Genomic DNA, 216 nt, shown 5'->3' with positions numbered 1-216 from the left:
TACGCGCGGGCCGGCCTGCGCGGCCTGATCGACCTCAATCATCGAACGCTCCTTCAGAGGGGGGAATTGCAACACCAGACCCGGCATCGGAGCCGGAGTCGGAATCAGTGGCGAGGGTGGCCTCGCCATCGGAGCCGGCGGCCTGCCCGGCCGTCTGCCCAGCGCTTTGCTCGGCGGCCTGTCCGGCGCTTCGCCCGGCGGCCCGCCCGGTGGTTT

At 71.8% G+C, this 216-nt stretch carries 1 protein-coding gene; it reads right to left on the bottom strand.

Annotated elements, in window-relative coordinates; all coding sequences use genetic code 11:
* Positions 1 to 34: 34 nt before the first annotated feature.
* Positions 35 to 216: hypothetical protein (locus HCK04_RS41795; protein ID WP_205831314.1), on the bottom strand; the 182-nt coding region annotated here is incomplete at its 5' end.

Origin of the sequence: Microbispora sp. CL1-1, assembly GCF_012034195.1 — a bacterium.
In the GTDB taxonomy this organism is placed as follows: domain Bacteria; phylum Actinomycetota; class Actinomycetes; order Streptosporangiales; family Streptosporangiaceae; genus Microbispora.
This window is presented reverse-complemented; position numbering and strand designations above follow the sequence as displayed.